This window comes from Streptomyces oceani, assembly GCF_001751245.1.
Classification (GTDB): Bacteria; Actinomycetota; Actinomycetes; order Streptomycetales; family Streptomycetaceae; genus Streptomyces; species Streptomyces oceani.
This window is the reverse complement of the sequence record NZ_LJGU01000127.1, coordinates 172,683-187,076: the sequence shown is the minus strand read 5'-3', so window position 1 is coordinate 187,076 and position 14,394 is coordinate 172,683. Positions and strand designations below refer to the sequence as shown.

7 protein-coding genes and 2 pseudogenes are annotated in these 14,394 nt (G+C 72.1%); 4 read left to right on the top strand and 5 right to left on the bottom strand.

Annotated features, from left to right (window positions below; all coding sequences use genetic code 11):
- The 3 genes and pseudogenes from AN216_RS14250 to AN216_RS14240 all read left to right on the top strand — a co-directional run.
- Positions 1 to 538, top strand: a pseudogene (locus AN216_RS14250) (DNA primase); the annotation flags it as partial.
- A gap of 204 nt (positions 539 to 742) precedes the next feature.
- Positions 743 to 1,993 carry an RNA polymerase sigma factor gene (locus AN216_RS14245; RefSeq protein WP_070197040.1) on the top strand — a complete coding sequence of 417 codons (1,251 nt, stop codon included), beginning with the start codon at positions 743 to 745 and terminating at the stop codon, positions 1,991 to 1,993.
- Positions 1,994 to 2,064: 71 nt separating this feature from the next.
- A complete protein-coding gene (locus tag AN216_RS14240) occupies positions 2,065 to 2,505 on the top strand; it encodes a hypothetical protein (protein ID WP_244502462.1) in 441 nt (146 codons plus the stop codon).
- A gap of 125 nt (positions 2,506 to 2,630) precedes the next feature.
- Here AN216_RS14240 and AN216_RS14235 read toward each other — a convergent pair whose 3' ends face one another.
- Entirely contained in the window at positions 2,631 to 4,058 is a 1,428-nt protein-coding gene (locus tag AN216_RS14235) for an FGGY family carbohydrate kinase (protein ID WP_070197039.1), read from the bottom strand.
- A gap of 334 nt (positions 4,059 to 4,392) precedes the next feature.
- On the opposite strand from AN216_RS14235, the gene AN216_RS14230 reads away from it, so the two are divergent.
- Positions 4,393 to 6,174: a glycoside hydrolase family 15 protein gene (locus AN216_RS14230; protein ID WP_070197038.1), complete on the top strand. Its 1,782-nt coding sequence runs from the start codon at positions 4,393 to 4,395 to the stop codon at positions 6,172 to 6,174.
- Between the two features lie 93 nt (positions 6,175 to 6,267).
- Here the strand turns inward: AN216_RS14230 and nrfD are convergent, their stop codons facing one another.
- The 4 genes and pseudogenes from nrfD to AN216_RS14210 form a co-directional block, all read right to left on the bottom strand.
- Complete coding sequence (nrfD, locus tag AN216_RS31065; RefSeq protein ID WP_079166583.1) at positions 6,268 to 6,957, bottom strand: NrfD/PsrC family molybdoenzyme membrane anchor subunit; 690 nt, start codon at positions 6,955 to 6,957, stop codon at positions 6,268 to 6,270.
- 287 nt (positions 6,958 to 7,244) lie between these two features.
- Positions 7,245 to 8,198 carry a 4Fe-4S dicluster domain-containing protein gene (locus tag AN216_RS14220; protein WP_079166582.1) on the bottom strand — a complete coding sequence of 318 codons (954 nt, stop codon included), beginning with the start codon at positions 8,196 to 8,198 and terminating at the stop codon, positions 7,245 to 7,247.
- A 104-nt stretch (positions 8,199 to 8,302) separates the two neighbouring features.
- Positions 8,303 to 11,563 (bottom strand): annotated as a pseudogene (gene fdh / locus AN216_RS14215) (formate dehydrogenase); the annotation flags it as partial.
- Between the two features lie 301 nt (positions 11,564 to 11,864).
- Positions 11,865 to 14,270: an ATP-binding cassette domain-containing protein gene (locus AN216_RS14210; RefSeq protein ID WP_070197037.1), complete on the bottom strand. Its 2,406-nt coding sequence runs from the start codon at positions 14,268 to 14,270 to the stop codon at positions 11,865 to 11,867.
- Positions 14,271 to 14,394: the final 124 nt, after the last annotated feature.

The following is a 14,394-nucleotide window of genomic DNA, read 5'->3' as shown; positions in this document are numbered from 1 at the left end:
GGGCCGCGGCGCCACGAGTAGCCCGAGTGCCGCGAGTCCCACGGATCGTCGCGGCCCGCGGCAGCCTCCGCGCAGCCCCGCGCACCGGGTGGAGCGGGAATTGCTGAAGCTCGCCCTGCAGCGGCCCGAGCTGGTGGCACCGGCCTTCGACGCGTACGCCGCCGCCGAGTTCACGGCCGAGTCGTACGCCCTCGTGCGTACGGCCGTGGCCGCTGCCGGGGGCGTGACCGGCGCCGATCGGGACTACCTGCCACGGGTGCGGGACGCCGCGCCGGACGACCGGGTGCGCGGCCTGATCACCGAGCTGACCGTCGAACCACTGCGCACCACCCGGGAAGCGGACGAGGTGTACGCGGGCGAGCAGCTGATCGCCGTACGACTCGCCGCGGTCGACGCCCGCGTCGCCGAACTGGAGAGCAGCGCCCGCCGGATGGAGGCACGCCGGGACTTCGAGGGTTCGGCCCCGGTGCGTGAGCAGTTGTGGACCCTCCAGCAGTACGGCCGCGGACTGCGGGAACGAGGCGCCGCCGCCCTGTAGTCGGGCCGCCGCGGCGCTGTGGCGTTGTGGCACGGCGCTTTGGGGGCCGGAGCGGGCGGCGGCGTCCGCCCTCGGTCCGGGAAAAACTGGGCGCACGACTCTCGTGGCGAGAGTGTGTCGTACCCCACACTGGTGTGCGGTGCCTGAGTCATTGGAGCGCGGCGGTGTTGGCCGGGAGGGCCGCAGTCCCGCGCGGAACCGCACATCGATCTCGGGACGGGGCGCGGCGTGGCCGCCACCGTTCCTCTTCCGCACGTCGCCCCGGCAGCGATCACTTTGGAGGTCGCCCCCGTGCAGACCCAGACGCAGACCCAGCTTCTGACGAACGCGGCCTCCGCCGCACCACCATCGCCCGTAGGTCCCGCTCCCGTGGCACCACCCACCTCAGGTGTACCCGCACCGTCCTCGCCAGTCGGGCCCGCCAGGCCGCCACGGCACAACGGACGGGTGCCCCATCAGGCCCGCACCGCGGTCGGGACCGGGACTCAGCCGGACCGGGATCCCGAACGGTCCGTGCTCTCTCACGCACCGGGCCCCGGCAGCGGTTCCGGGGACCTCTTCCGGCAGTACCTGCGGGAGATCGGCCGGATACCGCTGCTCTCCGCGGCCGAGGAGGTGGACCTGGCCCGCCGGGTGGAGGCGGGTCTGTTCGCCGAGGAACGCCTCAACACCGCCACCGCCGCCCTGGACGACCAACTCGCGCTGGACCTGGACCGGATCGTGGTGCTGGGCCGGATCGCCAAGCGCACCCTGATCGAGTCGAACCTCCGGCTGGTCGTCTCCGTCGCCAAGCGCTACGTCGGCCGCGGGCTGACCATGCTCGACCTGGTGCAGGAGGGCAACCTGGGGCTGATCCGCGCCGTCGAGAAGTTCGACTACGCGCGCGGCTTCAAGTTCTCCACCTACGCCACCTGGTGGATTCGGCAGGCCATGTCCCGGGCGCTGGCCGACCAGGCCCGCACGATCCGGGTGCCCGTCCATGTCGTCGAGCAGATCAACCGGGTCGTACGCGTCCAGCGTCGGCTGCACCAGGAGAAGAGCCGGGAACCCACGCCCCAGGAGGTCGGCGAGGTCCTCGAGTTGACCGCGGAACGGGTCAGCGAGGTGCTGCGGCTCGCCCAGGAGCCGATCTCGCTGCACGCCCCGGTCGGCGAGGAGGACGACGCGAGCCTCGGCGATCTGATCGAGGACGGGGACGCGGACTCGCCCGTGGAGTCGGCCGCCTTCCTGCTGCTGCGCGAGCACCTGCAGGCGGTGCTCTCCACCCTCGGCGAGCGCGAACGCAAGGTCGTGCAGCTGCGGTACGGCCTGGCCGACGGCCGGCCGCGCACCCTGGAGGAGATCGGCCATCTCTTCGGGGTCACCCGGGAGCGGGTGCGGCAGATCGAGGCCAAGACGCTCGCCAAGCTCCGCGAACACGCCTTCGCCAACCAACTGCGGGGCTATCTCGACTAGTCCGAGTCGGTTGGATCCTCCTGGGCGCCTCGAGGACAATGCGACCGGTCGTGGGAGGGGTGGGCGAATTCATGGACAGTGACCTGCGGCGTGCGGCCGTCATGACCCTTGCCGAAATCGGGCGAAGCGATGATTGGCGTGACCGGGCGGATGCCGGTCACAGCCTGGCAGTGTTCGCCGAGACGCGGGAAGCCCTGGAGCCGCTGCTGGGGCTCGTGCTCGACCCTCGTGACACCTTCGTCACCAGACGGACCGCGGAGGGTTTGCTTCGGCGAAGGGACAGGGCCGGACTGACGATCGTCGCGTCCGCACTGGCGGTAGCCAACGACAACCACGCCGACTGGATTCACACCGCGATCGTCGATGTCCTCAGCATTTTCTCGGACGACCTGGACGAGGCGCTACGGCTCTGCGAGGAGATGGCTGGCGATACCGACGACCGTGTTGCCCTTGGGGCGCGCCTGTTGCACGAGAGCCTGGCACAGATCGATCCCGTGCTTCGCTCCTCGTGACATGGGGATACGATCGCCGCCTTGAGGGTGCGGGGTATCGAGGACAACGGCGGCGAGCGCGTTGTCCGCTCAGTGGCACGGTGGCGGCGCGGCGGACCGGCCGCACGAGGCCCCGCCGCCGGCTCTCAGTAGCCGGCCCCGTCCTGGGCCGGCCCGAAAGCGTCCGGGTACGCCTGGTCGCGTACGGTCGTGTACTGCTGTCGTACCGCCTGCCACGCCGCGGCCTCCTCGCCGAGGTCGAAGGTGTGGCCGGCCGCCGCCGGCCACACCGGAGGCGTCTCACCACCACTGAGCGCCCAGGCGGCCTGCCGCGCCGCGCCCAGTGCCGTGTAGTCCGCCGGCTCCGGCACCACCACCTGCGCCCCGAACAGGCCGGGCGCCAGCGACCGTACGGCCGGCAACTCGGCGGCCCCGCCCAACAGGAACACCCGCCGCACCTGCACACCGCGGGCGCGCAGCACGTCCAGGCCGTCGGCCAGGCCACACAGCATGCCCTCCACACCGGCTCGTGCCAGGTGCTCGGGCCGCATGCTCTCCCGCCGCAGGCCGTGCAGCGAGCCTGCGGTGTGCGGCAGGTTGGGCGTGCGCTCACCCTCCAGATACGGCAGCAGCACCATGCCGTGCGCCCCCGGGCTGGACTTCAGTGCCAACTCCGAGAGCCCCTCGAGGTCCGTGCCCAACAGCTCGGCGGTGCCCCGTAGCACCCGGGTCGCGTTGAGCGTACGCACCACCGGCAGGTGCAGGCCGGTGGCGTCGGCGTACGAGGTGATGGTGCCGGTCGGGTCGGTCAGCGCCTCGTGGTGGACGGCGAAGACGGAACCGGAGGCGCCCAGTGAGACCACCGCGTCGCCGAGTGAGACACCGAGGCCGAGGGTCGCGGCCATGGTCTCGCCGGTGCCGGCGGAGATCAGCAACCCCTCGGGGGTGTGCCCGGCCGCCGCGGCCGGATGGACCACCTCGGGCAGCCGTACCTGGTGCCCCAGGGCCAGCTCCACCAGGTCGGTGCGGTACATGCCGGTGGCCGCCGACCAGTAGCCGGTTCCCGAGGCGTCCCCCCGGTCCGTCGTACGCCGCTCGGGACGGCCCAGCAGCTGCCAGACCAGCCAGTCGTGGGGTTGTAGCAGCTCCGTGATCCGGCTGGCGGCCTCCGGGTCCTGTCGCGCCAGCCAACGCAGCTTCGACACCGGGTGCGCCGCCTGCGGCACCGCGCCCACGGCCTGTGCCCAGGCCGTTCGCCCGCCGAACGTGTCGGTGAGATCGGCGGCGGCACTCTGCATCCGCTTGTCGTTGCCCAACAGTGCCGGGGCCACCGGGTTACCCGCCGAGTCCAGCGCGATCAGGCCCTGTTGCTGCGCCGCGACGCCGATTGCCCGTACGTCCGCCAACTGGCCCGTACCGGCGGCCTTCCCGAGGGAGATCAACCAGGACTGCGGGTCGTCCCGCTCGCCGGAGTGTTCCGCGTGCCCCTGCCGGACGATCTCGCCGGTGTCGGCATCGCAGACGACGATGCGGGTGTGCTCGGACGAGCTGTCCAGACCAGCGACGATGGCCATGTCCGTACGCTGCCTTCCCCTGTGAACGTCTGCCCCGTGGGGCCGTGCGTGGCACCGCCCCGGTGCGGTCCGGTGTGCGGTACCACCCTCCGGGCCCCCTCTGACACCGCGAATCTACCGCACGCCCGTGTGGCGCTGGGGAACGGCGGCGGGGATCGCCGACCGAGCGGTCCGTACGTGGTGGCGTGTCCGTCCGGCCGCGCACGACGGTCGTGGTGTGCGATCCTGGCCCCGGTAGCAGCGAGTGACCGTTGTTCGCGCCCCCGTGACGGGCGCTCCGAGACGGACAGCCGAACCGACGCTCGGTGGGTCAGCGACGTCCAGGGCAGGCACGATGGATTCGGATTCCCGTACACCCGCCTTCCGGGCCAATCCGTGGGCGCTGCGCGAGTACGCCTTCCTCGCCGACGGCGAGCGGGGCGCCCTCCTGGATCCGAACGGCGCAGTGGTGTGGCTGTGCGCCCCGCGCTGGCACAGTGCCGCGATCTTCTCGGTGCTGATCGGCGGCGACGGGCGGTACGTCGTGTGCCCGGAGGACGAGTGGCGGGTGTGGGGCGGCTACTACGAGGCGGGCAGCCTCATCCGGGTCAGCCGCTGGGTCACCCGGGACGGCGTCGTCGAGTGCCGCGAGGCGCTGGCCATGCCGGCCACCCCGGACCGGCTCGTCATGCTGCGCAGCGTCCGGGCGGTGCGCGGCGACGCCCGGGTGCGGCTGCTGCTCGACCCCCGGCCGGACTTCGGGCAGTCGGCCCCGCCACCGCTGCGCTGGGACGGCGGGATCTGGAGCGCCGCCGCCGGCGACCTCCGGCTGCGCTGGACCGGTCCGCCGGACGCCTCCTGGGTGTCGGAGGGCGGACTGCACACCCGTCTTGAGTTGCCGGAGGGGACGGAGCGCGACCTCGTGCTCGAGATCCGTACGGCCGGCGCCGGCTCCCCGACCCGGGCGGCTGACGACCTGGACGCGCGGCGGCTGTGGCGGGCCACCGAACGGCGTTGGCGGGAGCTTGTGCCCGACTGCCGGGACGTGCCAGCTCGCGGTGATGTCCAGCACGCCTACGCCGTGCTGCACGGCATGACCAGCTCGGCCGGCGGCATGGTCGCCGCCGCCACCACCTCGCTGCCCGAACGCGCCAACGAGGGGCGCAACTACGACTACCGCTACGCCTGGCTGCGTGACCAGTCTTACGCCGGTATCGCCGCCGCCGCGCACGGGACGTACCCGCTGTTGGACAGCGCGGTGCGGTTCGCCACCGCGCGGGTGCTGGAGGACGGTGACGCGCTGCGGCCGGCGTACACCGTGGACGGCGGACGGGTGCCGTCCGAGCGGAGCCTCCCCCTCACCGGTTACCCCGGGGGCAGCGACCGGGTCGGGAACCAGGCGGCGCGGCAGTTCCAGCTGGACACCTACGGCGAGGTGTTGCAGCTCTTCGCCGAGGCGGCTCGGCACGGTCGGCTGGACGACGACGGCCGGCGCGCGATCGACGCGGCGGTAGGGGCCGTCGAGCGGAACTGGCAGCGCCCGGACGCCGGCCTGTGGGAGCTGGAGCCGCGCTGGTGGAGCCACTCGCGGCTGAGCGTCGTCGTGGGATTGCGGGCGCTCGTACGACAGGTGCCCGGACCGTCCGCGGCGCGTTGGTCGAGCCTCGCCGACGGCATACTGCGGGAGACGCGCCGCCGGTGCCTGCGTCCGGACGGCGCGTGGGCACGCGCGGCGGACGACCCGAGCCCGGACGCCGGGCTGCTCCTACCCCTGGCGCGTGGTGCCTTGGAGGCGAACGCGCCCAGCGCACTGGCGACCCGGGAGCTGGTGCGGGAGCAACTGACCCAGGAGGGTTTCGTCTACCGCTTCCGGCACGACGACCGGCCGCTGTACCAGGCGGAGGGTGCGTTCCTGCTGTGCGGTTTCATGATGGCGCTGGTGACCGCGAGCGACGGCGAACAGATCGCCGCGTACCGCTGGTTCGAGCGCACCCGCTCGGCGTACGGGCCGGCGGGCCTGTTCGCCGAGGAGTACGACGTGATACAGCGGCAGCTGCGCGGCAATCTGCCGCAGGCGTTCGTGCACGCCCTGCTGTTGGAGGCGGCGGTGCGGCTCGGCGACAGCGGGCCCGGCTGAGTCGTCCGCCGGGCCGGCTCGGGTGTGGTCGGTCAGCACGCGCGGTCAGTCCGGTCCCGCTCTCGCGTCCCTCGCCGGTTCCGCCGTCGCTTCTCACTCCGGTCGCGGCTCGGACGTCTCCCGCGCCGCCCTGGCAGCCAGCCGTTCCCGCTGCGGTACGACCGTGTACGCCGGGTCCTCGGNCGCCGCGGCGAGGGCGGCGGCGTACCGCGCGGGTTCGTTCTCCCGCCGTGGCCCGGTGACCAGGGCCATGCCCGCTGCGGCGGCGGTGGCGGAGGCGGCGAAGAGATACGGCAGTTCGCGGTGCGCCTCGTGCCAGGCCGGCACGGCCGTGTCAGCGGCGAGCACCGCGGTGTAGGAGGTGACCAGCGGACCGAGGAGCGCGGCGGCGCCGGTCGCCGTGGCACCGGTACGCCGCAATCGGCCGCTGACGGCGCTGGCGGCCGCGACACCGGCGAGCGGGCCGTAGCCGGCGAGCAGCCAGGAGCCCACGCTCATCGGGGAGGTCGGCTTCATCACCCGCAGCATGTTCCCGAACCGGGCCGGCCGTCCCAGGTCGTGGATCAGGGCGACGGTGGCGAGTGAGACCGAGCCGAGCGAGGAGACCTTCAGCGCGGTGGCCGTGTGCGTACGACCGGTGGCCTGCGCTCCGGCGGCCAGCACCGAGCCGGCACCTGCGAGGCCGCCGAGGAAGAAGTAACCGGCGATGTCCCGGGCGGACCAGGCGGGCGTCTTGATCACCGGTTGGCCGTAGTAGTCCTGGAACTCCGCGCGCGGCACCATGGACCGCTCGGCGCGTTTCCTCCGGCCGCCGTTCGGGGCGAGACCCCCGGAGTCCCGACCCTCGGTGCCTCGGTCCGCGGCGCTTCGGTCCTCGACGGGCGGACCACCTACGGACGGCCCGCCGCCGGCCCGCAGCGCCGCCGGCGCCGCCGCGCGGCCGGTCGCCGGCTCGGCTGCTGGTGCCGGTCCGCTCTGCCTTGGCCCGCTGTGTTCCGGTCCGCTCTGGACGGGTCGTTCGTCCTGGCCGGCTCGGCCCCGGTGCCCGTCGGGCACGCCTGGTGAGCTGCTCAAGCCCTCGTCCCCTTCCCGTTTCGGGTACTACTCGCCGCGAACGCCAGCAGACAGCCGCCCAGCAGCGAAGCGGCGGCCGCTCCGGCGTGCCGCCACATCGCGGGCAGGTCCCTGGTGGTCACCACCGGGTCCGGCGGGAGCCCGTACACCTCCGGCTCGTCCAGCAGCAGGAAGAACGCGCTGTCGCCGCCCACCCCGTCCGCCGGGTCGTGGCCGTACAACCGGGCGTCCGACACTCCGGCCTGGTGCAGTTGGTCCACCCGCAGAGCGGCCCGCTCACGCAGCTCGTCCAACGGCCCGAACTGGATGGACTCGGTGGGGCACGCCTTGGCGCAGGCTGGTTCCTGGCCGACGCTCAGCCGGTCGTAGCACAGCGTGCACTTGAACGCGCGGCCGTCCGAGGGGCGTTGCTCGATCACGCCGTACGGGCACGCGGGCACGCAGTAGCCGCAGCCGTTGCAGATGTCCTCCTGGACGACGACGGTGCCGAACTCGGTGCGGAAGAGCGAGCCCGTCGGGCAGACGTCCAGGCAGGCGGCGTGCGTACAGTGTTTGCACACGTCCGAGGCCATCAGCCAGCGCAACTCGCCGTCCCCGCCGGCGGACTGAGCGGCCTCGGCCACCGGCAGCTCGGTACGTCCCTCCGGGGCGGGCACCGGCGGGGCGGCCGGCGCGGACTGCTCGATGAAGGCGACATGGCGCCAGGTCGAGGCACCCAACTGCTGCGTGTTGTCGTACGACATGCCGCTGAGCGTCAGCCCGTCCTCCGGCAGCGCGTTCCACTCCTTGCAGGCCACCTCGCAGGCCTTGCAGCCGATGCACACCGAGGTGTCGGTGAAGAACCCCACGCGTGGCGGCGGTTCCGGCTCAAGAGTGTCGCCGGCCGCCGGAGCGGAGCCGGCGTCGCCGGCCAGGCCGCGCTCGGGGTCGTGTGGCGGGTTCCCGGTCATGCCCTGTCCTCCGGGTCGTCGTCGGTCGCGCCTGGGCTGGTCCCGGTCCCTCGGGCGGTGCCCGGACCGCCAGTACCGCCGCCCGTCGACGCCGTGGCCCGCACGGTGCCGGTGTCCGTGGTGCTGCCCGCCCGCGCGCGGTAGTCCGCGAGCAGCGTGCGGAGTCCCGGCCCGCGCGGCCGGCGTCCCGGCCGGATGTCGGCGGTGAGCGCCTTGTCCTCCTGGATGTGCGCGTTCGGATCGAGCGCGATGGACACCAGCTCGTTCGCCGCGTCGCCGCGTACGGTGCCGTTCGGGCCCCAGTGGAAGGGCAGCCCGATCTGGTGGACCGTACGGTCGTGCACTGTCAGCGGTTTGATCCGCTCGGTGACCAGCACCCGCGCCTCCACGGCGTTGCGCGCGGTGACGACGGTGGCCCAGCCGCCGTGCCGCAGGCCGCGTTCGGCGGCCAACGCGGGGGAGACCTCGCAGAAGAACTCCGGCTGTAGCTCGCCCAGATAGGGCGACCAGCGGCTCATGCCGCCCGCCGTGAAGTGCTCGGTCAACCGGTGCGTCGTGACCACGTACGGGAAGACGCCGGCTCCCGGCTCCGCGCCGCTGGGGTGGTACTCGTTCCCCTCCCGGGGCTTGAGTTGACGTACCGGGGAGCGGGAGTAGCGCGGATAGAGGGCGTTTCCGAACGGCGAGTCCTGCGGCTCGTAGTGTGTCGGCAACGGTCCGTCCACCAGGCCGGCCGGGGTGAAGAGCCAGCCCTTGCCGTCGGCCTGCATGATGAACGGGTCGTCGCCGCGCAGCGCCGCCGGCCCCGTCGCGTCCGGCGGCGGTACGTAGTCCGGCGGCCGGTCCGGCACGAAGTCCGGCACGTCCGGGCCGGTCCAGCGGCCCGCCTCGGTGTCCCAGCGCAGGTACGCCTTGCGGGTGCTCCACGGGGTGCCGTCCGGTGCGGCGGAGGCGCGATTGTAGAGGATGCGCCGGTTCGCCGGCCAGGACCAGGCCCACTCGTGCGCCGTCCAGTTCTGCTCGGTGTGCGGCCGGCGCCGTGCGGCCTGGTTCACCCCGTCCGCGTACACCCCGCAGTAGATCCAGCAGCCGCAGCTGGTGGAGCCGTCGTCGGCCAGTTCGGTGTACGCGGACAGCGGGGCACCGTCCGGGCCGTAGCCGTTGATCTCCGCCAGCACGGCGCTGGCGTCCGGCTCCCGCAACACGCCGGTGACCGGGTAGTCCCAGGCGAGATCGCGTACGCCGGCGTCCCTCGGGTCGGTCGAGGAGGCCAGCCTCTCCTTGATCCGACGCCCCAGGTGATAGGTGAACCACAGGTCGCTGCGCGCGTCACCGCTCGGCTCGACGGCCTCCTCGTGCCACTGCACCCAGCGGTTGGTGTTGGTGAACGATCCGGACTTCTCGGTGTGCGAGGCCGCCGGGAAGAAGAAGACCTCCGCCTTGATGTCCTCGGTGCGCAACTCGCCCGACTCGATCTCGGGGCCGTCCTGCCACCAGGTCGCGGACTCGATGAGCGAGAAGTCCCGTACGACCAGCCAGTCCAGCTCGGCCATGCCGAGGCGTTGCAGTCGGGTGTTCGCGGAACCGACCGCGGGGTTCTCACCCATCAGGAAGTAGCCCTTGCACTGCCCGTCGAGCTGCGCGAGCACGGTGTCGTACGTGCTGTGCGAACCGGTGAGCCGCGGCAGGTGGTCGAAGCAGAAGTCGTTCTCCGCGGTGGCGGCGTCGCCGTAGTACGCCTTGAGCAGGCTGACGAAGTACGCCCGCATGTCGCCCCAGAAGCCCTTACGGGTACGGCTCGCGGTGACGAACGCGGCCAGGTCCTGGTGCGCGTGGGCGTGCGGCATGGGCAGGTAGCCGGGCAGCAGGTTGAACAGCGTGGGGATGTCGCTGGAGCCCTGGATCGAGGCGTGTCCCCGGAGCGCCTGGATTCCGCCACCAGGGCGGCCGATGTTGCCCAGCAGCAGTTGGAGCACGCTGGCGGCGCGGATGTACTGGGCGCCGACGGAGTGTTGGGTCCAGCCGACCGCGTAGGCGAAGGCGCTGGTGCGTTCCCGACCGGAGTTGCTGGTCAACGCCTCGCACACGCGCAGGAACGTCTCCTTGGGGACGCCGCAGATCCGCTGGACCATGTCGGGGGTGTAGCGCGCGTAGTGCCGCTTGAGGATCTGGTAGACGCAGCGCGGGTGTTGCAGCGTCTCGTCCCGTTCCGGTGCCGGATGCGCCTGTGCGCCGCCGGAGCCGTGTGTCTCGGAGCCGGCGGCGTCCTGTACCTCGGCGTCGGTGGGGTCCGGGACGCGGCGGTCGTACAGCTGGTCCCGGTCGCCGGCGGGTGCCTGCACCTCCGCGCCGTCGTACTGCCAGGTGACGGGGTCGTAGTGTCGCCCGTCCGCGTCCAGCCCGGAGAACACCCCGCCCAGTTCCTCGGTGTCCTGGAAGTCCGCGTTGACCAGCGTGGCCGCGTTGGTGTACGCGAGTACGTACTCCCGGAAGTCCTTCTCCTCGGCGAGCACGTGGTGGATGATCCCGCCGAGGAAGGCGATGTCGCTGCCCGCGCGGATCGGCACGTGCAGGTCCGCGAGCGCGCTGGTGCGGGTGAAGCGCGGGTCGACGTGGATGACCTGTGCGCCGCGCGCCTTCGCCTCCATCACCCACTGGAAGCCCACCGGGTGTGCCTCCGCGAAGTTGGACCCCTGGATGACGAGGCAGTCGGCGTGCTGGAGGTCCTGCAGGAAGGTGGTGGCCCCGCCCCGGCCGAAGGAGGTGCCCAGGCCGGCGACGGTGGAGCTGTGGCACACCCGTGCCTGGTTCTCCACCTGCACCACGCCGAGGCCGGTGAACAGCTTCTTGATGAGGTAGTTCTCCTCGTTGTCCAGGGTCGCTCCGCCGAGCGAGGCGATGCCGAGGGTGCGTGCCACCCGCAGGCCGTCCTGTTCCCACTGCCAGGTGCGCCGCCGGGTCTCGACCACCCGGTCGGCGACCATGTCCATCGCGATCTCCAGGTCCAGGGGTTCCCACTGGTGTCCGTACGGGCGCCGGTAGAGCACCTGGTGACGGCGGGCCGAACCGGTCGTCAGCTGCAGTGTCGCGGCGCCCTTCGGACACAGCCGGCCGCGGCTGACGGGGGAGTCGGGATCGCCCTCGATCTGGACCACCCGCTCGTCCTTGACGTACACCTGCTGCCCGCAGCCCACCGCGCAGTACGGGCACACCGAGGGGACCACCCGGTCCGCGGTGGCCGTACGGGTACGGGCGGGCAGCGCACGCGTACGTGGCGAGGTGGCGCTGCTGCCGCGGCCGAGCGGGTCGCGCCCGGTGAACTGCCGGTAGACCGGCCAGCGACGCAGCACTTCGCGGACGTTCATGCCGTCCTCCAACGGGCAGACGCGGTGCCGCCGACCGTGCCGGCCGGGAGGGCCGGCGGGCGGTTCGACGGAGCACTGGATCCGCGGCCGAGTGCCCGGCCCGGGACGCCCGAAACGCCCGCTTGGGCGGGCGGCGTGCACGTCATCCGAACAGCCGTAGGCGGCGGGCGGGCGCTGGGCCGCGCGCGATCGCCGGGGGAGACGTGGTGTGGTACTTCTGGCAGGGCCAGCCGGTCCCGCCGTCCTGAGCGCAGTCCGGCCGCCCCGTGCCGCACGGACGGGGCGGCCGGACCCGTGCGGGTCAGGCCCCGACGTACGCCGCGAGATGCTCGCCGGTGAGGGTGGACCGGTCGGCGACGAGTTCGGCGGGTGTGCCCTCGAAGACGACCCGACCGCCGTCGTGACCGGCGCCGGGCCCGAGGTCGATGATCCAGTCGGCGTGCGCCATGACCGCCTGGTGGTGCTCGATGACGAGCACCGACTTGCCGGCGTCGACGAGCCGGTCGAGCAGGCCCAGCAACTGCTGGATATCCGCGAGGTGGAGGCCGGTGGTCGGCTCGTCGAGTACGTAGACCCCACCCTTCTCGGCCATCCGGGTCGCCAGCTTGAGACGCTGCCGCTCGCCGCCGGAGAGCGTGGTGAGCGGCTGGCCGAGGGTGAGATACCCGAGCCCGACGTCGGCGAGCCGGGTGAGGACGCGGTGCGCCGCCGGCACGCGTGCCTCCCCGGAACCGAGGAACTCCTCGGCCTCGGCCACCGACATCGCCAGCACCTCGGTGATGTCGCGGCCCCCGAGCTTGTGTTCCAGCACTGTCGCCTGGAACCTTTTCCCCTCGCACTCCTCGCAGGTGGTGGCCAGGCCGGCCATCATCCCCAGGTCGGTGTGGATGACGCCGGCGCCGTTGCAGTTCGGGCAGGCGCCCGAGGAATTGGCGCTGAACAGCGCCGGTTTCACGCCGTTGGCCTTCGCGAACGCCTTGCGGATCGGCTCGAGCAGTCCGGTGTACGTCGCCGGGTTGCTGCGTCGCGAGCCGCGGATCGCTCCCTGGTCGATCGCCACCACGCCGGCGTCGGCCGACACCGACTGCCGTGGCAGCGAGCCGTGCAGGAGCGAACTCTTGCCGGAGCCGGCGACCCCCGTGACGACGGCGAGCACCCCGAGCGGGATGTCGACGTCGATTCCGCGCAGGTTGTGTGTCCTCGCGTCGCGAATCTCCAGGGTGCCGCTGGCCCCGCGCACGGTCTCCTTGAGAGCGGCCCGATCGTCGAGATGGCGCCCGCTGAAGGTGTCGCTCTTCCGCAGCTCGTCGACGGTCCCCTCGAAGCAGATGGTGCCGCCGGCCGCACCGGCACCGGGGCCGAGGTCGACGACATGGTCGGCGATCGCGATGACCTCCGGCTTGTGCTCGATGACGAGCACCGTGTTGCCCTTGTCGCGCAAACGCAGCAGCAGCTCGTTCATCCGCTGGATGTCATGGGGGTGCAGGCCGATGGTGGGTTCGTCGAAGACGTACGTCACGTCGGTGAGCGAGGACCCGAGATGTCGGATCATCTTGACCCGCTGTGCCTCGCCACCGGACAGCGTGCCCGAGGAGCGCTCGAGCGAGAGGTAGCCCAGACCGATCTCGACCAGGGAGTCGAGGATCTGTCGCAGGGCCCCCAACAGCGGCGCCATCGAGGGCTCGTCCAGCCCGCGGACCCATTCGGCCAGGTCACTGATCTGCATCGCGCAGGCGTCGGCGATGCTGGTGCCCTCGATGAGCGAGGACCGGGCCGCCTCGCTGAGTCGGCTGCCCGCGCAGTCCGGACAGGTGGTGAAGGTGACCGCCCGGTCCACGAACTCCCGGATGTGCGGCTGCATCGCCTCCCGGTCCTTGGACAGGAAGGACTTCTGGATCTTCGGGAGCAGACCCTCGTAGGTGAGGTTGACGCCCTCGACCTTCACCTTGGTCGGCTCCCGGTGCAGGAAATCGGCCATCTCCCGCTCGCCGAACTCGCGGATCGGCTTGTGCGGGTCGAGGAAGCCGGACTCGGCGTAGACCCGTACGGTCCACCAACTGTCCGACTTCCAGCCGGGGATGGTGAACGCGCCCTCCGCGAGCGACTTGGAGTCGTCGTAGAGCTGGGTGAGGTCGATGTCGGAGACCGAGCCCCGGCCCTCGCAGCGCGTGCACATGCCGCCGGTACGGGTGAAGCTCTGGCGCACCGTCTTCTTGGCGCCGCGCTCGACGGTGATGGCGCCACTCGCCCGGACCGAGGCGACGTTGAAGGAGAAGGCGCCCGGCGAGCCGACATGCGGCCGCCCGAGCCGGCTGAAGAGGATGCGCAGCAGCGCGTTGGCGTCCGTGGCGGTGCCGACCGTCGAGCGGGGGTCGGCGCCCATCGGCTCCTGGTCGACGATGATCGCGGTCGTCAGTCCGTCGAGCACGTCCACCTCCGGCCGTGCCTGGGTCGGCATGAAGCCCTGTACGAAGGCGCTGTAGGTCTCGTTGACCATCCGCTGTGACTCCGCGGCGATCGTCCCGAAAACCAGCGAACTCTTCCCCGAACCGGAGATCCCGGTGAACACCGTCAACCGGCGCTTCGGGATCTCGACACTCACGTCCCGGAGGTTGTTCACCCGCGCTCCGTGCACGCGGATCCTGTCGTGGCTGTCGGCCTCCTGCGGTGCCGGCGACCGTGTGCTCGTCCCGGTGGTCCTGCTCATGCTCGCTCCTGGTGTCCATGGGGTCGGCTTGACCATCCGGCGTGACCCGGCTGGACACCGGCCGGCTGTCGGCGGGCCGGCGCCCAGCAGTGTGCTACGTCCTCGCCACGCGGTCGACGCCCGG